General features: G+C 61.7%; 19 protein-coding genes. 17 read left to right on the forward strand and 2 right to left on the reverse strand.

From position 1 onward, the window contains the following. Nucleotides 1-27: 27 nt before the first annotated feature. Both A3AC_RS0107445 and A3AC_RS0107450 read right to left on the reverse strand, forming a co-directional pair. On the reverse strand, nucleotides 28-564 hold the full coding sequence (locus A3AC_RS0107445; RefSeq protein WP_025598146.1) for a class IV adenylate cyclase: 537 nt from the start codon (nucleotides 562-564) through the stop codon (nucleotides 28-30). Nucleotides 565-838: 274 nt separating this feature from the next. Next, nucleotides 839-1,738 carry a LysR family transcriptional regulator gene (locus tag A3AC_RS0107450; RefSeq protein WP_025598147.1) on the reverse strand — a complete coding sequence of 300 codons (900 nt, stop codon included), beginning with the start codon at nucleotides 1,736-1,738 and terminating at the stop codon, nucleotides 839-841. Nucleotides 1,739-1,893: 155 nt separating this feature from the next. Between A3AC_RS0107450 and A3AC_RS0107455 the strand changes: the two genes are divergently transcribed. From A3AC_RS0107455 to A3AC_RS0107540, 17 genes are all read left to right on the forward strand, one after another. Then, nucleotides 1,894-3,432, forward strand: coding sequence for a CoA-acylating methylmalonate-semialdehyde dehydrogenase (locus tag A3AC_RS0107455; RefSeq protein WP_025598148.1), 1,539 nt, complete (start codon nucleotides 1,894-1,896; stop codon nucleotides 3,430-3,432). 103 nt (nucleotides 3,433-3,535) lie between these two features. After that, nucleotides 3,536-5,248 (forward strand): GMC family oxidoreductase, encoded by a 1,713-nt coding sequence (locus tag A3AC_RS0107460; RefSeq protein ID WP_025598149.1) that lies wholly within the window; start codon nucleotides 3,536-3,538, stop codon nucleotides 5,246-5,248. A gap of 331 nt (nucleotides 5,249-5,579) precedes the next feature. Then, nucleotides 5,580-6,359 (forward strand): ABC transporter ATP-binding protein, encoded by a 780-nt coding sequence (locus A3AC_RS0107465; RefSeq protein WP_025598150.1) that lies wholly within the window; start codon nucleotides 5,580-5,582, stop codon nucleotides 6,357-6,359. Continuing rightward, on the forward strand, nucleotides 6,356-7,114 hold the full coding sequence (locus tag A3AC_RS0107470; RefSeq protein WP_025598151.1) for an ABC transporter ATP-binding protein: 759 nt from the start codon (nucleotides 6,356-6,358) through the stop codon (nucleotides 7,112-7,114). The genes A3AC_RS0107465 and A3AC_RS0107470 overlap by 4 nt, the downstream gene beginning before the upstream one ends. Nucleotides 7,115-7,167: 53 nt before the next feature. Continuing rightward, the gene (locus A3AC_RS0107475) at nucleotides 7,168-8,382 is read left to right on the forward strand and encodes an ABC transporter substrate-binding protein (RefSeq protein WP_025598152.1); all 1,215 of its coding nucleotides are present in this window, start codon (nucleotides 7,168-7,170) and stop codon (nucleotides 8,380-8,382) included. Nucleotides 8,383-8,563: 181 nt separating this feature from the next. Further along, nucleotides 8,564-9,448, forward strand: coding sequence for a branched-chain amino acid ABC transporter permease (locus A3AC_RS0107480; RefSeq protein WP_025598153.1), 885 nt, complete (start codon nucleotides 8,564-8,566; stop codon nucleotides 9,446-9,448). Further along, nucleotides 9,448-10,419: a branched-chain amino acid ABC transporter permease gene (locus A3AC_RS0107485; protein ID WP_025598154.1), complete on the forward strand. Its 972-nt coding sequence runs from the start codon at nucleotides 9,448-9,450 to the stop codon at nucleotides 10,417-10,419. The genes A3AC_RS0107480 and A3AC_RS0107485 overlap by 1 nt, the downstream gene beginning before the upstream one ends. A gap of 543 nt (nucleotides 10,420-10,962) precedes the next feature. Then, nucleotides 10,963-12,129: an ABC transporter substrate-binding protein gene (locus tag A3AC_RS0107490; protein ID WP_025598155.1), complete on the forward strand. Its 1,167-nt coding sequence runs from the start codon at nucleotides 10,963-10,965 to the stop codon at nucleotides 12,127-12,129. Nucleotides 12,130-12,572: 443 nt separating this feature from the next. Continuing rightward, nucleotides 12,573-13,733: an ABC transporter substrate-binding protein gene (locus A3AC_RS0107495; RefSeq protein WP_025598156.1), complete on the forward strand. Its 1,161-nt coding sequence runs from the start codon at nucleotides 12,573-12,575 to the stop codon at nucleotides 13,731-13,733. A 199-nt stretch (nucleotides 13,734-13,932) separates the two neighbouring features. Further along, nucleotides 13,933-14,988: a branched-chain amino acid ABC transporter permease gene (locus A3AC_RS0107500; RefSeq protein ID WP_025598157.1), complete on the forward strand. Its 1,056-nt coding sequence runs from the start codon at nucleotides 13,933-13,935 to the stop codon at nucleotides 14,986-14,988. A gap of 4 nt (nucleotides 14,989-14,992) precedes the next feature. Next, entirely contained in the window at nucleotides 14,993-16,777 is a 1,785-nt protein-coding gene (locus tag A3AC_RS0107505) for a branched-chain amino acid ABC transporter ATP-binding protein/permease (RefSeq protein ID WP_035474863.1), read from the forward strand. Nucleotides 16,778-16,788: 11 nt separating this feature from the next. Continuing rightward, nucleotides 16,789-17,541 (forward strand): ABC transporter ATP-binding protein, encoded by a 753-nt coding sequence (locus A3AC_RS0107510; protein WP_025598159.1) that lies wholly within the window; start codon nucleotides 16,789-16,791, stop codon nucleotides 17,539-17,541. Nucleotides 17,542-17,703: 162 nt separating this feature from the next. Beyond that, nucleotides 17,704-19,662: a tRNA uridine-5-carboxymethylaminomethyl(34) synthesis enzyme MnmG gene (gene mnmG / locus A3AC_RS0107515; protein ID WP_025598160.1), complete on the forward strand. Its 1,959-nt coding sequence runs from the start codon at nucleotides 17,704-17,706 to the stop codon at nucleotides 19,660-19,662. Then, nucleotides 19,659-20,342 (forward strand): 16S rRNA (guanine(527)-N(7))-methyltransferase RsmG, encoded by a 684-nt coding sequence (gene rsmG / locus A3AC_RS0107520; protein ID WP_025598161.1) that lies wholly within the window; start codon nucleotides 19,659-19,661, stop codon nucleotides 20,340-20,342. The genes mnmG and rsmG overlap by 4 nt, the downstream gene beginning before the upstream one ends. Nucleotides 20,343-20,458: 116 nt before the next feature. After that, complete coding sequence (locus A3AC_RS0107525) at nucleotides 20,459-21,250, forward strand: ParA family protein (protein WP_025598162.1); 792 nt, start codon at nucleotides 20,459-20,461, stop codon at nucleotides 21,248-21,250. 18 nt (nucleotides 21,251-21,268) lie between these two features. Next, entirely contained in the window at nucleotides 21,269-22,156 is an 888-nt protein-coding gene (locus tag A3AC_RS0107530) for a ParB/RepB/Spo0J family partition protein (RefSeq protein WP_025598163.1), read from the forward strand. 433 nt (nucleotides 22,157-22,589) lie between these two features. Continuing rightward, a complete protein-coding gene (locus A3AC_RS0107540) occupies nucleotides 22,590-23,144 on the forward strand; it encodes an ATP synthase subunit I (protein WP_025598164.1) in 555 nt (184 codons plus the stop codon). Nucleotides 23,145-23,166 lie beyond the last annotated feature (22 nt).

Raw genomic sequence — 23,166 nt, forward strand, 5'->3', positions numbered from 1 at the left:
ATCAGGCCCGGCGGCCGCACGCGCGGTTCATGCGGCCTGCTTCGGCTCGCTAGCCGGGCTCAGCAGATCGACGTAGGCCACCGACACCAGATCCGATTCCGCTACGCCGAGGCTCGCGAACATCGCGTGGGCTTCCGCGTGGCCGTCTTCCTCGTTGTCGTCCTGCGCGAGCACCACTTCAAGTTCGACGAAATCGCCGAGGCCGTCCACGCGGTCCAGATGAATGCGCGTGCGCCCCGCCAGATACACGTGCCGCTCCTTCGTGACGATGCCGCGTGTGGTCAGCGCGGTGGCAAGCAGCGCGTGCATGGCTTCGGGGTTCGTCACGGGACTGCGCGTGTAGTACGACGCTTTCGGCCCGTCGCGGTCGTCGCGCTGATAGAAGATCAGTTCGGCGGGCGTGCCGTCGTCGAACTGGCGCAGCTTCAGACGTCCGCGCGGCACGTCGTAGAAAAAATCCTGCTGGCGGAAGATCAGCGGCGCGTCCGGCGCGAGTTGCGCCGCGCGTTCGCGCAGTTGCTCGAAATGCTGAGCGCGGGCTTTGATTTCGATGTTGCGTGCCATATCAGGCTCCTGTCGGGAATGGGATGGCCGGCGGCTTGCGTCACGAGCGGGCGAAGCTGCCGGGAAAGACAGAGTCGGTTGGAACGAAAAAACGGTGGCGACTGGCGCATCAGCGAACCGCCAATCTAACAAAAACTGCGGGATGCCGCGGTTTCCTCCGGCGTGCAAGCGTTTGACGGCGATTGCCGGCCGCTGTCATGAGAGCCGCTCATATCGCTGCGCATCATGCCAGGGCCGATGCTTGGGCGGCGGCCCAGCGGTGCTCAGGCGTTTTTCAGCTCGTCCATTGCAGCTCGATCAGCTTGAGCGCAGCGGCTATCGCGGGCTCGTCCTTGCGTTCGGCCAGCGTGACGAAACTTAGTTGCGTCGGCACCGTAATTCCTTCGACGATGGTCAGCGCATGCGCGTGAGCTTCGGCAATCGCAATCGCGTCGCGAGCCAGCGTAAGACCCACGCCCGATTTGACGAGATCGAGCATGGAAGGCTCCTGATCCACTTCCGCGACCTTCACCGGCTTCACGCCCGCCTCGCTGAATGCGCGCGACAGCAGCCGGTTGTGCGCGGATGCAGGCGGCGTCCAGATCCACGGAAAGGCGGCGAGCGAGCGCCAGTCGCGCGCGCCTTTGACACGGTCTTTCCAGCCGGCCGGCGCCAGCACGCGGTACTGGAAATGTGTGAGCGTGAGCGTGTGAAAGGCGCGCGCATCGCGGCTCTCGTCGTCGGAAGGCACGCCGATGTAATAGCCGACATCCAGCTCGCCGGCGCGAACCTGCTCGAGCACCCAGCCCGACATGCCGTGCCGCAAGGCCGTCTCGATGTGCGGCCAGGTTTCCACCAGTTGTTTCAGAAAGCCGCCGAGCCGCAGGAACTCCGGATCGAGAATGGTGCCGATGCGCAGGCGTCCCCGCACTTCGTGACGCAGCGATTGCGCCGCGCGCTGTACGTCGCTCGCCGCGGCCAGGGCACGCTCGGCATGCGGCAGCAGCGCCTGGCCGTCGCGCGTGAGCGAGAGTCCGTGCGAGGTCCGCGTGAACAGCGCCACGCCGAGCGTTTCCTGCAGATGTTTGATCTGCAGACTGACGGCCGGCTGCGTCAGATGCAGTTGCACCGCCGCGCGGGTGAGGTTGCCCTCGCGTGCAACGGTGACAAACGCACGTAGCAGAGTGAGATCCATCCTCTGATATTAACTCCGCTTATAGCGCAGTTGAGCATTACTCATTGGATTTCCGCAGGCGAAGCGCCGTACGCTCGTGTTTCAGTACGCCATTTTGGTGGCGGAAAAATTCGCAGCAACCATCCTGGTGATGGTCCACAACCGCGAGGACAAACATGAGCGAGACATATCCGGACGAAATCGTTCGCACAGGCGCCGGCGTCCAGCCGCTGACGCATTTCATCAACGGCAAAGCCATTGACGGAACGAGCGGCCGTTTTGGCGACGTCTTTAATCCCGCGCTCGGCGAAGTGAGCGCGCGTGTGCCGCTCGCTAGCGTCGCCGAAGTGGATGCGGCGGTTGCCGCCGCGTATGCGGCCTTTCCCGCGTGGAGCGAAACCGCGCCCATCAAGCGTGCTCGCGTGCTCTTCAAGTTCAAGGAACTGCTGGACCGCCATCACGACGAGCTCGCGGAGCTCATCACGCGTGAACACGGCAAAGTGTTTTCCGACGCGAAAGGCGAGGTGATGCGCGGCATCGAAGTGGTCGAGTTCGCATGCGGCATTCCCAATCTGCTAAAGACGGACTTTACCGACCAGATCGGCGGCGGCATCGACAACTGGAATTTGCGCCAGCCGCTCGGCGTGGTCGCCGGCATCACGCCCTTCAATTTTCCGATGATGGTGCCGTGCTGGATGTTCCCCGTTGCGATCGCGTGCGGCAACACGTTCGTGCTGAAGCCATCGGAGCGCGACCCGTCGGCATCGAACCGTCTAGCCGAACTGCTGAAGGAAGCCGGCTTGCCCGACGGCGTGTTTAACGTCGTACACGGTGACAAGGTCGCGGTCGACGCGCTGCTCGTGCATCCCGACGTGAGCGCCGTGTCGTTTGTCGGCTCCACGCCGATTGCCGAGTACATCCACACTGAAGGCACGAAGCACGGCAAGCGCGTGCAGGCGTTGGGCGGCGCCAAGAATCACCTCGTCGTGATGCCGGACGCCGATCTCGATCAAGCCGTCGACGCACTCATCGGCGCAGCATACGGTTCGGCCGGCGAGCGCTGCATGGCGATCTCGGTGGCCGTTGCAGTCGGGCATATCGCAGATGAGTTGATCGAGCGGCTCACGCCTCGCGTGAAGAACCTGAAGATTCTCAACGGCATGGAGTCGGCTGCCGAAATGGGACCGTTGGTGACGGCCGCCCATCGCGAGAAAGTGCTCGGCTATATCGAAGCCGGCGTGGCCGCGGGTGCGAAGCTTGTGGTGGATGGCCGCGCTCATCGGGTAGACGGGCACGAGAAGGGCTTTTTCCTCGGCGGTACGTTGTTCGACAACGTGTCGACGGATATGAAGATCTATCGCGAGGAAATTTTCGGACCGGTGTTGTGCGTGGTGCGTGTGCCTGATTTCGCGTCGGCGGTGGAACTGATCAACGCGAACGAGTTTGCCAACGGCGTCTCGTTGTTCACGTCCGACGGCGGCATCGCGCGCGCTTTCTCGCGGCAGATCCAGATCGGCATGGTCGGCATCAACGTGCCGATTCCGGTGCCGATGGCGTGGCATTCGTTCGGCGGCTGGAAGAAGTCGCTGTTCGGCGATCATCACGCGTACGGCGAGGAGGGCGTGCGGTTTTACACGCGCTACAAGAGCATCATGCAGCGCTGGCCCGATAGCATCGCGAAGGGTGCCGAATTCACGATGCCGGTCGCGAAGTAGTTCGAGATGTTGGCCTTCGGGCGCGCTGTTCGCGCGGCGCCCCGAAGGCATCGATAAAGCCGGGCGTTATGCCACCGGCAAAAAATGATTAGGAGACTGAACGATGGGCCACGTGCAAGCCGCGTCTTCGGAGCGGCGTCTCGAAGGCGAATTCGACTACATCGTCGTCGGCGCTGGGACAGCGGGCTGCGTGCTCGCGAATCGGCTGAGCGAAGATCCGGACGTGCAGGTTCTGCTGCTCGAAGCGGGCGGCAAGGACGACTATCACTGGATCCACGTGCCGGTCGGCTACCTGTACTGCATCGGCAATCCTCGCACTGACTGGCTTTATAAAACGCGCGCCGAGCCGGGACTGAACGGTCGCGTGCTGTCGTATCCGCGAGGCCGGGTGCTGGGCGGCTCCTCGTCCATCAACGGCATGATCTATATGCGTGGCCAGCGCGAGGATTACGACGAGTGGGCGCGCGTGACGAACGACGCGTCGTGGTCGTGGAACTCGGTGCTGCCCATATTCAAACGTAGCGAGGACTACTACGCGGGCGCGAGCGAATCGCATGGCGCGGGCGGTCCGTGGCGCGTCGAGAAGCAACGCCTGAAGTGGAAAATACTCGAGGAATTTTCGAAGGCCGCACAAGAGACCGGCATTCCCGCCACCGACGACTTCAACCGCGGCGACAACACAGGCGTCGGCTATTTCGACGTCAATCAGAAGCGCGGCATTCGCTGGAACGCGTCGAAGGCCTTCTTGCGTCCCGCGATGAGGCGCCCGAATCTCACCATCATCACCGGCGCGCACACGCAGCGCGTGATATTCGAGGGGCGCCGCTGCACCGGCGTCGAATATCGCGGCAACGATATCGACTTCGTCGCCAAAGCGCGCTGCGAAGTGATACTGGCTTCAGGCGCGGTGAACTCGCCGCAACTGCTCGAGTTGTCCGGCGTTGGTAACGGCGCGCGTCTGCAAAGGCTGGGTATCGAGGTGGTCAACGATCTGCGCGGCGTCGGCGAAAATCTCCAGGACCATTTGCAATTGCGCATGGCGTATCGGGTCGACGGCGTGCGCACCTTGAACACGGCGTCGGCGCATTGGTGGGGCAAGCTGATGATCGGCGTGCAGTACGCGCTTTTTCAAAGCGGTCCCATGTCGATGTCGCCGTCGCAACTGGGCGCGTTCGCGAAGTCTGATCCGGAAGACCGCTCGCTTACTCGACCCGACCTCGAATACCACGTGCAGCCGCTTTCGCTGGATCGCTTTGGCGAACCGCTGCACCGCTTCAATGCATTCACGGCGTCCGTGTGCCAGTTGCGGCCAACTTCGCGCGGCAGCATCCATATCGAATCGGCAGACGCTTCTGCGCCTCCGCTTATCGCGCCCAACTATCTTTCAACCGACTACGATCGGCACGTCGCCGCGAACGCGCTCCGTCTCACTCGGCGCATTGCGGCCGCACCGGCATTGGCGCGTTACCAGCCTCGGGAAATCTTGCCGGGCATCGAGTATCAGACGGAGGAAGAACTACAACGTGCGGCAGGTGTGGTCGGCACCACGATCTTTCATCCGGTGGGCACATGCCGCATGGGCACGACCGACGATCCCGGCGCAGTGGTGGACAACAGGCTACGAGTTATCGGTGTTGACGGTCTGCGCGTGGTGGACGCATCCGTCATGCCAACCATCACATCGGGCAACACGAACTCGCCCACGTTGATGATTGCCGAGCGAGCCAGCGATATGATTCGCGAGGACCGTAGCGCGCGTGTGCGCGGCAGCGTGGCCGCGCATGCGGGACATGCGGTGTCGATGTCCGCAGTGTGACAGGCCTCGCATCGCGGCAAATTGCGTCGTAGCATGGCACGCTCGGCGCGTGCCATGCAATCGCCTGCACGTTCACGCCTGCATGTCTCCGATCAGAGACTGCGACATAAGATCGCCCAGACCCGCCATCCACTAAGTGCAAATCCCAATGAATGCGCTGCATCATTGGCGCGACAATGGCAGCCATGCTGCGTGTTGCCCCAAGGATTACCGTCCGGATTGGTGCAGCACGCCAACGAGCGTGCACGGGGTGCCGCCGTCAAAATAAAAGTCGCGCAGAGCTTCGCGCGAAAAATCGTAATGCTTCGCCTAACTCCGTATGGAAGGGAACATGATTCTCGGCGATACGATTCTCGAAACGCGCGGCCTCACTCGTGAGTTCAAAGGCTTCATTGCCGTGAACGGAGTCAACCTGCGCGTGCGCCGCGGCTCCATTCATGCGCTGATCGGCCCCAATGGAGCGGGCAAGACCACCTGCTTTAACCTGCTCACCAAGTTTCTCGAACCGACAGCCGGGCACATCGTCTTCAACGGCGTCGACATCACGCATGAACGGCCGGCGCAGATCGCGCGGCGCGGCATCATCCGTTCATTCCAGATTTCCGCTGTATTCCCGCATCTGACGGCATTGCAGAATGTGCGGGTCGGTCTGCAACGCTCGCTCGGCACGTCCTTCCATTTCTGGAAGAGCGAGCGCACGTTGCGTCGCCTCGACGACCGCGCGATGGACCTGCTCACGCAAGTGGGCCTGACCGATTTCGCCGATGTGTTGACGGTCGAACTCTCATATGGCCGCAAGCGTGCACTTGAAATCGCCACCACGCTTGCGATGGAACCGGAACTGATGCTGCTCGACGAACCGACGCAAGGCATGGGCCACGAAGACGTCGACCGCGTGACCGCATTGATCAAGAAGGTATCGAGCGGCCGCACGATTCTGATGGTCGAACACAATATGAACGTGATCGCCGGCATCTCCGACACCATCACCGTGCTGCAACGAGGCGAAGTGCTCGCCGAGGGCACGTATGCGGACGTGTCGAAGAATCCGCTCGTGATGCAAGCCTACATGGGCAGCGCCGACGCGGCGCTCGCCGGAGCCCACGCATGAACACAATTGCCGAGCGCGAAAGCCTCGAGGTAAGCGGCAAGGCCGCTGGCGCGCCCGCGCTTGAGATTGCGGGCCTGCAAGCGTGGTACGGGGAGTCTCACATCCTGCATGGCGTCGATCTGACGGTGGATCGCGGCGAGGTTGTGACGCTGCTCGGCCGCAACGGCGCGGGGCGCACCACGACATTGCGCGCGATCATGGGCCTGACCGGGCGGCGCACGGGCTCGATCCGCATTGGCGGACGCGAAACGATCAATCTGCCTACGCATCGCATTGCACATCACGGCATTGGTTACTGTCCCGAAGAGCGCGGCATTTTTTCGAGCCTCTCGTGCGAGGAAAATCTGTTGCTGCCGCCGCCCGTCGGAGATAAGGCGCACATGATGTCGATCGAGGAAATCTATTCGATGTTCCCGAATCTGCAGGAACGCCGCATGAGCCAGGGTACGCGGCTGTCGGGCGGCGAACAGCAGATGCTTGCGGTTGCGCGAATTCTGCGCACCGGCGCGAACCTGCTGCTGCTCGACGAGATTTCCGAAGGGCTCGCGCCTGTCATCGTGCAGGCACTCGCACGCATGATCGTGACGCTGAAGGCGCGCGGCTACACGATTGTGATGGTCGAACAGAATTTCCGCTTTGCGGCGCCACTTGCCGATCGTTTCTATGTGATGGAGCACGGTACGATCGTCGAGCACTTCGGGGCAAGTGAACTCGAAAGCAAGATGCCGGTACTGCATGATCTGCTGGGCGTGTAGAGCGCGCGCCCGATTGCCTCTGATAACCACAAGCGAAGAACCAGGAGACAGGAATGAAAAAGAACCCACTCGCGCGGCTTGCTTCAGTTTGTTTCGCGGTCGCCGCCGGCGCCGCCATCACCACGAGCAGCGCGCAAGCGGCAGACGATGCAGTGAAGATCGGCTTTATCACCGATATGTCGGGGCTTTACGCGGACATTGACGGCCAGGGCGGCCTCGAGGCGATCCGCATGGCCGTTGCCGATTTCGGCGGCAAGGTCAACGGCAAACCCATCACCGTGCTGTATGCGGATCATCAGAACAAGGCGGACATCGCGGCCTCGCGCGCACGCGAATGGTTCGACCGCGAGGGTCTCGATCTGCTGGTCGGCGGCACGAATTCCGCAACTGGTCTTTCGATGAACACCGTCGCCGGTGAAAAGCACAAGGTGTACATCAGCATCGGTGCGGGCGCCGACACGCTGACCAACGAGCAATGCACGCCGTACACGATTCACTATGCGTACGACACGACGGCGCTCGCAAAGGGCACCGGGTCCGCGGTGGTGAAGCAGGGCGGCAAGACCTGGTACTTCCTGACCGCGGACTACGCGTTCGGCAAGGCGCTCGAAAAGAACACGTCGGATGTGGTGAAGGCGAGCGGCGGCCAGGTGCTGGGCGCGGTGCGCCATCCGCTGTCGGCGTCGGACTTCTCGTCGTTCCTGTTGCAGGCGCAGTCCTCGAAGGCGCAGGTTCTCGGTCTTGCCAATGCAGGCGGCGACACGATCAACTCGATCAAGGCCGCGAAAGAATTCGGCATTACCAAGAGCATGAAGCTCGCGGCGTTGCTGATGTTCATCAACGACGTGCATAGCCTGGGGCTCGAAACGACGCAGGGCCTCGTGCTCACCGACAGCTGGTACTGGAACAAGGACGCGAATACGCGCAAGTGGGCGCAGCGCTACTTCGACAAGATGCGCAAGATGCCGTCGAGCCTGCAGGCCGCTGACTATTCGGCGACCATGAATTATCTGAAGGCGGTGCAGGCGGTCGGTTCGACCGACGCCGACAAGGTGATGGCGCAACTGAAGAAGACGAAGATCGACGACTTCTATGCGAAGGGGTACATCCGTCAGGACGGCAGCATGATTCACGACATGTACCTGATGCAGGTGAAGACGCCCGCGGAGTCGAAAGAACCGTGGGACTATTACAAGATCACGGCGACGATCCCGGGCGAGCAGGCGTTCACGACCAGGACGGAAACGCGCTGCGCGCTGTGGAAGTAAGCGCGGCCTGAAGGTCCGGTCGACGGCTGGCTGTCCGCGCGGGCAGACAGCCGTTCGTTTGCGTGATTCCGTCTGTTTCATGTGCGGCGCGTGGCGGGTGTCATGCGTGTGTTCAGCGCGTGTCGGCCGATCGCGCACAACTGATTCACCTTGACGATGCGTTCAGGGGTTAAAGGCTTCAATGGACATCTTTGGCATTCCGCTTCCCGCGATGCTGAGCCAGTTGCTGCTCGGGCTCGTGAACGGCTCGTTCTACGCAATTCTGAGTCTGGGACTTGCGGTGATCTTCGGCTTGCTGAACGTGATCAACTTCGCGCACGGCGCGTTGTTCATGCTCGGCGCGATGCTCGCGTGGATGGGCTTCTCATACCTCGGCGTGCCGTACTGGCCGATGCTGATCATCGCGCCGCTGCTGGTCGGGCTGTTCGGCGTCGTAATCGAACGTTCGATGCTGCGCTGGCTGTACAAGCTCGATCATCTGTACGGGCTGCTGCTCACGTTCGGGCTTACGCTCGTCGTCGAAGGCGTGTTCCGCTCGATCTACGGCTCGTCCGGCCAGCCGTACGACGTGCCCTCGGCACTCTCGGGCGCGACCAATCTCGGCTTCATGTTCCTGCCTAACTATCGCGCGTGGGTCGTGGTGGCTTCGCTCATTGTTTGCTTCGCGACGTGGTTCGTCATCGAGAAGACGCGGCTTGGCGCCTATCTGCGCGCGGGCACCGAAAACCCGAAGCTGGTTGAAGCGTTCGGCATCAACGTGCCGCTGATGATTACGCTCACCTACGGTTTCGGCGTTGCGCTCGCTGCGTTTGCCGGCGTGCTGGCGGCGCCCGTCATCCAGGTTTCGCCGCTGATGGGCCAGCCGATGATCATCACGGTGTTCGCGGTTGTGGTGATCGGCGGAATGGGTTCGATCATGGGCTCGATTCTGACCGGCCTGATGCTCGGCGTGATCGAAGGGCTGACGCGCGTGTTCTATCCGGAAGCGTCGGCCACCGTCGTGTTCGTCATCATGGCAGTCGTGTTGCTGGTGCGCCCGGCGGGTCTCTTCGGCAAGGAAAAATGATGCAGAGAAAAGTGCTCTACGGTCTGCTGCTGCTCGCGCTCCTCGCGGTGCCCGTGCTCGGCATCTATCCGCTCTTCGTGATGAAGGTGATGTGCTTTGCGCTCTTCGCCGCCGCGTTCAATCTGCTGATCGGCTACACGGGTCTGCTGTCGTTCGGACACGCGATGTTTCTCGCGTCGGCGGGTTATGTCACCGGCTATGCGATGCAGACGCTCGGCTTTTCGCCCGAGCTGGGTGTGCTGGCCGGCACGGCTTGCGCGACCTTGCTGGGCTTTGTCGTCGGCATCTTCGCGATCCGGCGCCAGGGCATTTACTTCGCGATGGTGACGCTCGCGCTTGCGCAAATGGTCTACTTCGTGTTCCTGCAGGCGCCCTTCACGCACGGCGAGGATGGGCTGCAAGGCGTGCCGCGCGGCAAACTGTTCGGCGTGCTGGATCTTTCGTCCGATGTCGCGTTGTACTTCGTCGTGCTGGCGATCATGGTGCTCGCGTTCCTCCTGATCGTGCGGATCGTGCATTCGCCGTTCGGGCAGGTGCTCGTCGCGATCAAGGAAAACGAGCCGCGCGCGGTGTCGCTCGGCTACGATACGGACCGCTTCAAGTTGCTGGCCTTCATTCTGTCCGCGGGGCTCGCAGGGCTCGCGGGATCGCTGAAGGTTGTGGTGCAGGGCTTCGAGACGTTGAGCGATGCATACTGGACCATGTCGGGGCTGGTCGTGCTGATGACGCTGGTCGGCGGCATGGGAACGCTGTTCGGGCCGTTGCTCGGGGCTGCGCTGATCGTGGCGCTCGAGGATCGCCTGGGTGATATCGGCAGCGCGCTCGCCGCGACGACGGGCGTGGATTGGTTCCGCTCGCTGGGCGAATCAGTGACCATCGTGACGGGCGTGATATTTATCGCGTGCGTGCTTGCGTTCCGGCGCGGGATTGTCGGCGAGGTCATCGCGCGCGTGCGGCCGTTACGCGCGTGAAGATTGACGCAGGGCGCTGGCAAAGGCGGTGAAACAAAATGCTTCGGCCTCCGATGTAATTGCGCTGCTATGCAGTATGAGCCGCAAAGCCCGCTTGAGCCCTTATTTGCGCATCATGTGGCAGCGCCGCTCAAATGCGCCCCAACTCAGTGCCGCAGTGCACCACTAGGGTAATTGCTAGTTGTGGCATGGGCGATGCTCATTTAACCTTCATGCAGTTCTGATGCACCACGAATTTGCAGGTGGAGAACGAGGAGACATGAGGCACTAAGTGCCCACACGAAAGCGCTGTTGGATTGATATCCAACAGCGCTTTTTATTTTCCGATTTTCCATTTGCGTCATTCAAATCTTTTGCTAAGTCGACGACTGTTTTACGTCGCCGATAATCAGCCCATTCCCCGCTGTATCCCCTTCAAAACGCTTGCGGCGTGCGACTCCCGTCCGCTACACTCCTTATTCACCGACCGCTGGGTTGGGATTTAAGTCACGAATTTAAGTTACGAATTTAAGTCGAATTGTCTTAACGGGGCAGAGGAGCGGGATGAAGTCGGCATTGCGTTGGATCAGCGCGGCATTGGTCGCCACCGGAGTTTCGGCTGCATGGAGCAGCCTTGCATTCGCAGATGTGAAAATCGGCGTTACCGTCTCGGCAACCGGTCCGGCCGCGTCGCTCGGCATTCCGGAGAAGAACACCATCGCGCTGCTGCCGAAGGAAGTGGCCGGCCAGAAGATCGACTACATCGTGCTCGACGACGCCACAGACTCCACGCAAGCCGTCAAAAACGCCCGCAAGCTCACGAGCGAAGATCGCGTGGACGCGCTGATCGGCTCCACCGTCGTGCCGAATTCTCTCGCCATGATGGACGTCGCCGTGGAAAGCACCACGCCGGTCATCTCCCTCGCCGCTGCCGCGAGCATCGTGGAACCGATGGACGCGAAGCGGGCATGGGTCTTCAAGACGCCGCAGAACGACATCCTGATGGCCACGGCCATCGCACAACACATGTCCAATCACGGCGTCAAAACGGTGGCGTTCATCGGCTTCTCGGACGGTTATGGTGAAAGCTGGTTCAAGGAATTCAGCAAGGCCGCCGACCTCGCGAAAATCAAGGTCGTGGCGAACGAGCGCTTCGCGCGTAACGACGCGTCGGTCACAGGGCAAGTGCTGAAAGTCGTCTCGCAGAATCCGGATGCGGTGCTTGTCGCAGGCGCGGGCACGCCGGCCGCGCTGCCGCAGAAAACGCTCAGGGAGCGCGGCTACAAGGGCAAGTACTATCAGACGCACGGCGTCGCCAATAATGACTTCCTGCGCGTGTGCGGCAAGGACTGCGAAGGCACGTATCTGCCGGCCGGTCCGTTGCTCGTTGCGGAGCAACTGCCCGACTCGAATCCGGTGAAGAAGAGTGCGCTCGCCTACAAGCGCGCGTATGAAGGCGCCTATGGCGCCGGCACGGTGTCGACTTTCGGCGGTCACGCATGGGACGCGGGTCTGCTGCTGCAACGCGCGATTCCGCTCGCGCTGAAGAAAGGGCAGCCCGGTACGCCGGCCTTCCGTGAAGCGCTGCGCGCGGCGCTGGAAGGCACCAAAGATCTGCCCGCGTCGCACGGCATTTTCAACATGAGCGCGAACGACCATGCCGGTCTCGATCAGCGGGCGCGCGTGATGGTGCAGATTGTCGGCGGCAAGTGGAAGCTGGCCGGCGACTGAGCAGGGGCGAAGCGACAGGGGATCTCATACAAAAAGACGCGTGCAGTTGACGCGTCTTTTTTATTGCCCGCTTATTGCAGGCCGCTTATTGCAGCCCGATCAGTGCAGCCCGCTTGTTGCGGCCCAATCGGTACAGCCTGACTTGCTGTGTCGTGCGAAAAGTGTGGCGGTGCGGCTTCAGGACAAACCCGCATTTGGCTTGCAGTCTATTGACCGTCGGCGCGGCACGAAGCAATACTACTAACATGTTAGTGTTTTCCGCGCAGGAGTTCGCAAAGGCATCCCAGGCATTGCAGCAGTAGAAAGTGACATACAAGCGGCGAAGGCACGTGCGTCGAGCAGGGAAAACCATGCTTGGCACGGCCGGACCCTATAACTAGATTCAGACACCCGACCCACGAGTCGGATTACAGATACGCACTTCGGAGCGTTGGAGACTTGCAATGACAAAGACAAAGCAATGGGTACGGACTGGCATCGCGATGGCATTGATGTGCGGCGCGGGTGCGGCGTTCGCTCAGGTCAAGATCGGCGTGACGCTGTCCACCACGGGGCCGGCTGCATCGCTCGGGATTCCTGAAAAGAACACGATTGCCTTGCTGCCGAAGGAGATAGGCGGCAAGACGGTGCAGTACATCATTCTCGACGACGCGTCGGATACGGGCAAGGCGGTGCAGAACACGCGCAAGCTGATCGACGAAGATCATGTCGACGCGATTATCGGCTCCACCGTGACGCCGAACTCACTGGCCATGCTTGATCCTGTATCTCAAGGCAAGACGCCGGTTATTTCGCTTGCTGCTTCTGCCGCGATCATCTCGCCCATGGACACAAAGCGCGCATGGGCCTTCAAACCGCCGCAAAACGACAGCCTGATGGCCGACGCCATTGCCGATCATATGGAGCGTCACGGCGTGAAGACGGTGAGCTTCATCGGCTTCGCGGACGCCTACGGCGATAGCTGGAACAACGTGTTCACCGCCGCCGCGACTGCTCACAAGCTGAAGGTGGTGTCGAACGAACGCTTCAACCGTACCGACGCTTCAGTGACCGGCCAGGTGCTGAAGACCATGGGCGCGAATCCTGATGCGGTCCTGATCGCCGGCTCGGGCACGCCGTCGGCGCTGCCGGCCAAGACGCTCAAGGAGCGTGGCTACAAGGGCAAGATCTATCAGACGCACGGCGTCGCCAACAACGACTTTCTGCGCGTGTGCGGCAAGGACTGCGAAGGCGAGATCCTGCCGGCGGGCCCGATCCTCGTCGCCGATCAGCTGCCGGAATCGAACCCGGTGAAGAAGTCGTCGCTGGCATATAAGGCTGCCTACGAGCAGGCGTATGGCGCGGGTTCGGTGGCGACCTTCGGCGGCCATGCATGGGACGCCGGCCAGATGCTGCAGCGTGCGATTCCGGAAGCGCTGAAGACGGCTCAGCCGGGTACCGAGGCATTCCGCGTGGCACTGCGCGGCGCGCTGGAAAACATCAAGGAGCTGCCGGTCTCGCACGGCATCATGAACACGACCACGACTGACCACAACGGCCTCGACAAGCGCGCACGCGTGATCGTGCAGATCGTCGACGGCAAGTGGAAGCTGCAGAACGACTAATACAAAAAGCGGTACGCGCCTCTCGTGAAGTGCGGCACATTACGCCGCACTGCCATTCTGTTCGACGACAATGGCACCGACCGCCGCGCCGTGCTTCGGCGCGGCGGTTGTCTTTCAGCACTGCAGTTTCGTGGACGGCCGCGCTTGCGCCGGCACGACTGTTTCCAGTTTCGATTTCGACGCTTCAGGACGAGGAAGTATGGATCTATCAATTGCGGCGATCCTCGCGCAGGACGGCATCACCACGGGCGCGATTTACGCGTTGCTCGCGCTCGCGCTGGTGCTGGTGTTTTCCGTGACGCGGGTGATCTTCATCCCGCAGGGTGAGTTTGTTTCGTACGGCGCGCTCACGCTCGCCGCGTTGCAAACACAAAAGTTTCCGGCGACCTGCTGGCTGCTGATGGCGATGGGCGCGGCCTGCTTCGTCGTCGAAGTAGCGGGACTCGCGCGACATGCGGAGCGGCGCCGGCATGGAGCGCGCACGCTGGCCGTGCTGGTCGGCAAGTATCTGTTGTTTCCGGTTGCGGTGTATGCGCTCACCAAGGGCGTCTTTCTGCAGCCTTTGCCGATGATCGCGCAGATCGCCTTGACGCTGCTGATCGTGATTCCGATGGGCCCGTTCGTGTACCGGCTCGCGTATGAGCCCATTGCCGAGGCGACCACGCTGCTGCTGCTGATCGTGGCTGTGGCCGTGCACTTCGCGATGGTCGGACTCGGTCTCGTGATGTTCGGCGCGGAAGGTTCGCGCACCACGGCGTTTTCGGACGCGACGTTCAGCCTGGGCAGCCTGTCGATCTCGGGGCAAAGCTTGTGGGTCGTCGGCACGGCCGTGGTGCTGATCGGCGCGCTGTACCTGTACTTCGATCGCTCGATTTCCGGCAAGGCGTTGCGCGCGACGTCGGTGAACCGGCTCGGCGCGCGGCTCGTCGGTATCGGCACGACGCAAGCCGGGCGCCTCGCGTTCACGCTCGCGGCGGGGCTTGGCGCGCTGTGCGGCATCCTCGTCGCACCGTTGACCACCATCTACTACGACTCGGGCTTCCTGATCGGTCTGAAGGGCTTTGTCGGGGCGATTATCGGCGGACTGGTCAGCTATCCGCTGGCGGCGGCCGGCTCCGTCCTGGTCGGCCTGCTGGAATCGTACTCGTCGTTCTGGGCGAGCGCCTACAAGGAAGTGATCGTGTTCACGCTGATTATTCCGGTGCTGCTCTGGCGCAGTCTCGCCAGCCCGCACGCTGAAGAGGAAGAGGAGTGACGCGATGAAACGGATAATGGAAAACAGGTTCTTCTGGCTCTTTCTCGTGGTGCTGTTCGCGTTGCCGGTGCTGCCGCAGCCGATTCATGTGCCGGAGTATTGGGTGACGCTGCTCAACTACATCGGGCTCTATTCGATTGTCGCGATCGGGCTTGTGCTGCTGACGGGGATCGGCGGGATGACCAGTTTCGGGCAGGCGGCGTTTGTCGGCATCGGGGCGTATGCGACGGCGTACCTCACGACGCGCTTCGGTGTCTCGCCTTGGCTTGCGCTGATCGCCGGCGTGTTGCTGACGGCGTTGATCGCGCTGGTCCTCGGCCTCGTGACAATGCGTCTGTCTGGACACTTTCTGCCGCTTGGCACGATCGCGTGGGGACTTTCGCTGTTCTACCTGTTCGGTAACCTGGAAATGCTCGGCAAGTACGACGGGATCAACGGTATTCCGGTGCTGAATGTTTTCGGCATTGACCTGGAATCGGGCCGGCACATCTATTACCTGATCTGGCTCGTGGTGCTTGGCGCGGTGGTTTCTGTTCAGAATCTGCTTAACAGCCGGCCGGGGCGGGCGATTCGCGCGCTGCGCGGCGGCGGCATGATGGCCGAGGCAATGGGTGTCAATACGGCGTGGATGCGGGTCGTCATCTTTGTGTACGCGGCGGTGCTGGCATCCGTGTCGGGTTTTCTGTACGCGCATTTGCAGCGGGCAGTGAATCCGACGCCGTTCGGCCTGAATCACGGCATCGAGTTTCTATTCATGGCGGTGGTGGGCGGTGTGTCGCACGTGTGGGGCGCAGTGCTCGGCGCGGCAATCCTCACCGTCTTGCAGGACTATCTGCAAACCCTGCTGCCCAAGTTGCTCGGCGAAAACGGTAACTTCGAGGTGATCGTCTTCGGCATTTTGATGGTCCTGCTGCTGCAATACGCTCGACAAGGTGTCTGGCCGTTCGTCGCGCGTTTCTTTCCCCGCGGTCCGCGCGCCCATCTGCCGGACCGTGCCGATGCGCTGCCGCAGCGCAGCAAACCGACAGCCGGTGAAACGCTGCTGACAGTCAACAAGGCGCGCAAGCAGTTCGGCGGTCTGGTCGCGGTCAACGACGTGAGCTTCGACGTGAAGGCAGGGCAGATCATCGGCCTTATCGGCCCGAACGGCGCCGGTAAGTCCACCACCTTCAATCTGGTGACGGGTGTGCTGCAGGCGACGAGCGGCGAGATTACCTTTCGCGGCGAGCGGATCGATTCGCTGAGTTCACGTGAAATCGTCAAGCGCGGAATCGGCCGTACGTTCCAGCACGTCAAGCTGCTGCCGGGCATGACGGTGCTGGAGAACGTCGCGATTGGTGCGCATCTGCGTGGGCATGCCGGTGTCTGGCGCAGCGTTGTGCGTCTGAATAGCGCCGAGGAAGCGCGGCTGATGGCCGAAGCCGCGCGCCAGATTCGCCGCGTCGGACTCGAGCAGCATATGTACGAGGAGGCAGGCAGCCTCGCGTTGGGCCAGCAGCGGATTCTGGAAATCGCTCGGGCGCTGTGCTGCGATCCTACCTTGCTGCTGCTCGATGAGCCTGCAGCTGGGCTGCGGTATCAGGAGAAACTGCAGTTAGCCGATCTGCTGCGTCGGCTGAAAGCGGAAGGAATGAGCGTGCTGCTGGTCGAGCACGACATGGACTTCGTGATGAACCTCACCGACCGGCTAGTCGTGATGGAATTCGGCACGCGTATCGCCGAAGGCCTGCCGCAGGAAGTGCAGCAGGATCCGGCGGTGCTGGAGGCTTATCTGGGCGGGGTGGAGTAATGGAGAAGATCATGAATGCAGCGGCGCCCATTCTGGACGTGAATGGCCTTTCCGTGCGATACGGCAAGGTCGAGGCGCTGCACGGCGCGGCGATCAAGGTAGGGGCCGGGCAGATCGTGTCGGTCATCGGCCCGAACGGCGCGGGCAAATCGACGCTGCTCAACGCGATCATGGGCGCCCTGCCCTCCACCGGACACGCGAAGGGCGCGGTTATCTATCAGGGCGAAGATGTCAGCGCCATTCCGGTCGAGAAGCGAGTTGCGCGCGGTATGTGCCTCGTGCCGGAGAAGCGGGAGCTTTTCGCGTCGATGACCGTGGAAGACAACCTCGTTCTGGGTGCGTACCGGCGCAAACGGGCGGGCGAGCGCAATTTTCTCGACCAGATCGAACCCGTCTTCGAACTCTTTCCGCGTCTGAAGGAGCGCCGCAAGCAGCAGGCCGGGACGTTGTCCGGCGGCGAGCGACAGATGCTTGCCGTGGGGCGCGCGTTGATGGGCAAGCCGGACCTGTTGATGCTGGACGAGCCGAGCTTGGGCCTGGCGCCGCTGATCGTGAAAGAGATTTTTCATATCATCAGCGCGTTGCGTCAAACCGGCGTGGCCACGCTTCTCATCGAGCAGAACGCCCGCGCTGCACTGCAAATTTCTGACTACGGCTATGTGCTGGAAACCGGCGAGCTAGCGCTGGAAGGGCCGGCGACGGACTTGGCGCAAAACCCGCGCGTCATCGAAACCTATCTGGGGTTGGCGAAAAAAGCAGCCTGACTTCCCGGTTGCGAGCGTTCAGAAGCGGCGCGTTTCACGTGAAACACGCCGCTTTTTTGTTATTGGCCGTTTGGCCGAATTCGTGCCAAAACCGAACCCGTTATAATTCGCCCATACATTTTCCTTTGAAGGCTCACGCGACGATCTGGCGTGAGATCCGCGATGCTTTTTCCCACAGAATTTGACGTAATCGTTGTCGGCGGAGGCCATGCCGGCACCGAGGCCGCTTTGGCCTCCGCGCGCATGGGCAATAAGACGCTCCTGCTGACTCACAACATAGAAACGCTCGGTCAGATGAGCTGCAATCCGTCGATTGGCGGCATTGGGAAGGGGCATCTGGTCAAGGAAGTCGATGCGCTCGGTGGCGCGATGGCAGCCGCGACGGACGAGGGCGGTATTCAGTTTCGCATCCTCAATTCGTCCAAGGGGCCGGCCGTGCGCGCGACGCGTGCGCAAGCCGACCGGCTGCTTTATAAGCAGGCGATCCGTCATCGGCTCGAGAATCAACCGAATTTGTGGCTCTTCCAGCAGGCCGTCGACGATCTGATGGTCGAAGGCGATCGCGTTGTAGGCGCCGTCACTCAGGTGGGAATCCGCTTCCGCTCGCGCGCCGTGGTGCTGACGGCCGGGACGTTCCTCGACGGCAAGATTCACGTCGGCCTCAACAACTACACGGGTGGCCGCGCTGGCGATCCGGCGTCCGTGTCGCTGTCGGCACGCCTGAAGGAGCTAAAGCTGCCGCAAGGTCGTCTGAAAACCGGGACGCCGCCGCGTATTGACGGCCGCACCATCGATTTCTCGCAATTGGAAGAGCAGCCCGGCGACCTCGATCCGGTGCCGGTGTTTTCATTCCTTGGCCGCGCCGAGCAACATCCACGGCAAATGCCGTGCTGGGTAACGCATACCAACGAGCGCACGCACGACATCATCCGCGGCGGACTGGATCGTTCGCCGATGTATACGGGCGTGATCGAAGGAGTGGGGCCGCGATATTGCCCGTCCATCGAGGACAAGATTCACCGCTTTGCGTCGAAGGAATCGCATCAAATCTTTCTGGAGCCGGAAGGCCTGACCACCAATGAGTTCTACCCGAACGGAATCTCGACGAGCCTGCCGTTCGACGTGCAGCTTGAGCTGGTGCGATCGATGCGCGGGCTCGAGCATGCGCATATCCTGCGGCCCGGTTATGCGATCGAGTACGATTACTTCGATCCACGGGGCCTGAAGGCGTCGCTGGAGACGAAGGTTATCAACGGCTTATTCTTTGCAGGCCAGATCAACGGCACGACCGGCTATGAAGAAGCCGCGGCCCAAGGTCTGCTGGCCGGCATCAACGCAGGGCTGTTCGTTCAGGGCAAGGAAACGTGGTGCCCGCGCCGCGACCAGGCCTACTTGGGCGTGCTGGTCGACGACCTCGTGACGCGCGGCGTCTCCGAGCCTTACCGCATGTTCACCAGTCGTGCGGAGTACCGTCTGAGTCTGCGCGAAGACAACGCGGACATGCGGCTGACGGAGATCGGCCGCGAGCTTGGGGTTGTAGACGACATCCGCTGGGATGCCTTCAGCCGCAAGCGCGACGCTGTTTCACGTGAAACCGAACGGCTGCGGACCACTTGGGTGAACCCGAAAACGCTGCCCGCCGACGAAGCGACTGCATTGCTCGGCAAGCCGATCGATCACGAGTACAGCTTGGCGGATTTGCTCCGGCGCCCCGGCGTCAGCTACGACGGCGTTTGCGCACTCCGCGAAGGTGCCTGCGGCGCGCCCGAGATCTTGGCGGAAGACGAAGTCCTGCTAGCCCAGATCAAGGAGCAGATCGAGATCGGTATTAAGTATCAAGGCTATATCGACCGCCAGGCAGACGAGATCGAGCGGAATGAGGCGCATGAAAGCACGCGCCTGCCCGAAGGCCTCGACTACGCCGAGGTGAGGGGCCTCTCATTCGAGGCTCGTCAGAAGCTGATGCAATTCCGTCCGGAAACGATCGGCCAGGCGTCGCGCATTTCGGGGATCACGCCCGCAGCCATTTCGTTGCTGATGGTCCACTTGAAGCGCGGGTTGGGGCGCCGCGCTACGAAGCCGGCCGAGCCCGGCGCCGACACTGCGCCGGTGGCTCAATGACGTCGAAGCAGAAGCAAAGCGACCGCGAGGCATTAGCGCCACTTCTCGGGGAGGGCGTGCGCGCGCTGGGTCTCCACCTGAGCGACGCGCAATTGGCCAAACTGCTGGACTACGTCGCCTTGCTGGCCAAATGGAACGCCGTATATAACCTGACGGCCATTCGCGATCCCCGGCAAATGCTGATCCAGCACATTCTCGACTCGCTGTCGATCGTGCCGCACCTGGCGCAGCGCAATCCGCGCACGGTGCTCGACGTGGGTTCGGGCGGTGGTTTGCCGGGTGTCGTGCTGGCCATCGCACGGCCCGAGTGGAGCGTCACGGTGAACGACATCGTCCACAAGAAAACGGCTTTTCAGGCTCAGGCGAAGGCCGAGCTGGGGCTCGGCAATCTTTCGGTGGTGACGGGTCGCGTGGAGACGTTGCAACCAGGCGCCGAAGTGTCGGCAAAGTTCGACGTAATCGTCTCCCGAGCATTCGCAGAACTCGCCGATTTCGTTACACTGGCCCGTCATCTGGTTGCAGAGCACGGCGCAATTCTCGCGATGAAGGGCGTGCGTCCGGACGACGAAATCGGGCGCCTGCCGGTGGGCGCCCACATGGAACAGATGGTTCGGCTCGATGTGCCGTTTCTTGACGCCGAGCGCCATCTGGTCACGGTACTTGTGGACGAGGCCCGCTAGACGAACTAGCCCCGAGCCGCACCTGCCGTTCTTTCATTGACCACGTTATTGCAGTCAAGCAATCACATTCAAGCAGCCTCAAGCATCTTTAGCAGCAAAAAAGGGACACTCCAACGATGGCAAAAATCTTCTGCGTTGCGAACCAGAAAGGCGGCGTCGGCAAGACGACGACGACAGTCAATCTGGCGGCCAGCCTGGCAGCGCAGGGGCAGCGGGTCCTTCTGATCGATCTGGACCCGCAGGGCAACGCCACGATGGGCAGCGGCATCGACAAGGCTGCGTGCGCGAACACCGTCTATGAAGTGCTGGTGGATGGCGTCTCGGTGGCCGATGCGCGGATGCGCCCCGAAGCCGTCGACTATGATGTGCTGCCGGCCAACCGCGAGCTCGCTGGCGCCGAGGTGGAACTGGTCAGCGTCCAGAACCGCGAGCGTCAATTGAAGGCCGCGCTTGCCGCGGTCGAAAGCGAATACGACTTCGTGCTGATCGACTGTCCGCCGGCTTTGTCGCTGCTGACGCTAAATGGCCTTTGCGCCGCGCACGGCGTCGTCATTCCCATGCAGTGCGAGTACTTCGCGCTGGAAGGGCTGTCGGACCTCGTCAATACCATCAAGCAGGTCCACGCGAACCTGAATCGCGACCTGAAAGTGATCGGTTTGTTGCGTGTTATGTTCGACCCGCGCATCACATTGCAGCAGCAGGTTTCAGATCAGTTGAAAGAGCATTTCGGCGACAAGGTGTTCGACGCGGTGATTCCGCGGAACGTGCGCCTCGCCGAGGCGCCCAGTTATGGTTTGCCGGGAGTGGTATTCGACAGGGCGTCGCGCGGCGCGCAAGCCTATGTGCAGTTCGGCGCCGAAATGATTGAACGGGTGCGCGCACTGAACGACGCGCCCCAGGCATCCTAAGCGGATCAAGGAAGCACAATGAACGCAGTAGCAAGAAAGAAGGGATTGGGCCGAGGCCTGGAAGCATTGCTCGGCGGCAGCGCCGACATCACCGAGGCGGTGGCGATAGAAGGCGCGCCGAACGTGTTGCCTTTGTCGAAGATGCAGGCCGGCAAGTATCAGCCCCGGACGCGGATGGACGAGGGCGCGCTGCAGGAGTTGGCGGCCAGCATCCGCGCCCAGGGACTGATGCAACCGATCCTGGTGCGGCCGGTGTCGGCAGATAAATATGAAATCATCGCGGGCGAGCGGCGTTTTCGCGCGGCGCGCATGGCGGGACTCGACGAAGTGCCGGTGCTGGTCAAGGACGTGCCCGACCAGGCTGCGGCGGCGATGGCGTTGATTGAGAACATTCAGCGCGAAGATCTGAATCCGCTGGAAGAGGCGCAAGGCATCCAGCGTTTGCTCGACGAATTCAATTTCACACACGAACAGGCCGCCGAGTCGGTCGGCCGCTCGCGCAGCGCCGTATCGAATCTGCTGCGTCTGCTAAATCTTGCCGCGCCGGTTCAGACGATGCTGCTCGCGGGCGACCTCGACATGGGGCATGCGCGTGCATTGCTTGCAGTCGATTCCGCGACGCAGATCACGCTGGCGAATCAGGTCGTCAACAAGCGGATGTCGGTGCGCGAAACCGAGAAATTGGTGACGGCGACCACGAAGGCGGCGCCTGCGGTCAAGGCGCGCGCCAATCCGGACGGTGGCCGTGACACGCGGCGCCTTGAGGAAGAGCTGTCCGATCTGCTTGCCGCGACTGTCAAGATCAAACTCGGCCGACGCGGGCGCGGCCAGGTACTGGTCGACTTTGGCGATCTGGACGCGCTGGAAGGCATCCTGGTGCGCTTGCGCGGGAATGCCACCGCCTAGAGCGGAATGGCCGCACGCAGGTTCATCGCATTAGCGGTGCAGGCAAATCGCCTGCACCGCCCAGACTGCCTCGGATTCCTAACTAATTAGCGGAAGAGAACCAGCTCACGACGCCGAACTAAATCGTCAATCGGCGTTTGTTGCATTTTCGAGACGTCCGCTGCAACGCTTTTTCGCGCCCCTGTGCGCGATGGAAACTTGCCAGAATGCGCACAGGTTTTGCCTCTGCCCGACAGCCTTACATTTGACGTGCTGCGCTTTGCCATGCAGGTTTTTCCACATCGCGAAGCGTCGTTTCGCACGGTTTATTGAACGGCCTAAAGTCTTGAATTGCCTGCAACTATCGCTTACAATCGCCCGGATTTAATTGCACGGCAACCCCGTAAGCGCAGCGAAAGCTCGCTGATCGGAACGGGACTTCTGGAACACTGTGATGGCGGTCAAAGCGTCGAATCAAGCGCCAAAAAATGGGCGCGACAATGGGCGCGACGGAAACCGCGATGAGCGCACCGTTCCGGACGACTCCACCGCTCAGTCAGTCACGCGCGAAGATTCGTGGGATGCCGAGCAGGATAACAATATCGTTCCGCTCACGCGGGCCGAAGCCGAAAAGCTGTTCGGTCCGAATGTGAGTCGTCCATCGCGCGTTACGCCGTTCAAGGTCGTGGCAGCGCAAATGGTTTTGTCCCTGGTTGCAACGCTGGTGTGGTGGCTGTTCTATGAGCCGCCGGGCGCTGCTGCGCTGTCCGCGTTCCTGGGGGGAGCGATTTGCTGGGTGCCGGGCGCATTGTTCGCGGCGCGGCTGAGAACGCTGAGCGGTGCAGAAACAGTAATGAGTTGGGTGCTGGGCGAAGCGCTCAAGATGGGGGCGACGATCGCGATGTTTGTAGCCATCGCCTTCTGGTATCACGAAGTACGCTGGGTTCCGCTGCTCGTGACTTATCTCATCACCCTCAAGACGTACTGGATTGCCTTGGCATGGCGCTGAGGAAGCAACAGGTAACAGCAAA

Source organism: Burkholderia sp. WSM2230, from assembly GCF_000472445.1.
Lineage (GTDB): Bacteria > Pseudomonadota > Gammaproteobacteria > Burkholderiales > Burkholderiaceae > Paraburkholderia.